Here is a 244-nt window from a genome sequence, read left to right on the forward strand (position 1 = left end):
GAGAGCAAGGGAGGCAACCCCAACATTAAGATATTTTATGACGGACAGGACTTCCGCCTGGCGGTTTCCCTCTCCCACCTTTCTGAACAGACAGGCATAGATAAACTTGGTCGCCCCAGGATGAGCCAGGCCCCCAGGGTTGAGGGTAAGTTGTGGCTGCCGGAAAAACACCGGGAACTGGTGCAGATATGGCTGGCCATGAAGTTACCCTATGCGGTAGAACTGATCCGCACCCTGGAAGGAC

At 54.9% G+C, this 244-nt stretch carries 1 pseudogene; it reads left to right on the forward strand.

The features are described 5' to 3' along the window. Positions 1-244 (forward strand): annotated as a pseudogene (locus ULO1_RS05775) (IS200/IS605 family accessory protein TnpB-related protein); the annotation flags it as partial.

The sequence above is a fragment of the Carboxydocella sp. ULO1 genome, assembly GCF_002049255.1.
GTDB lineage: Bacteria > Bacillota.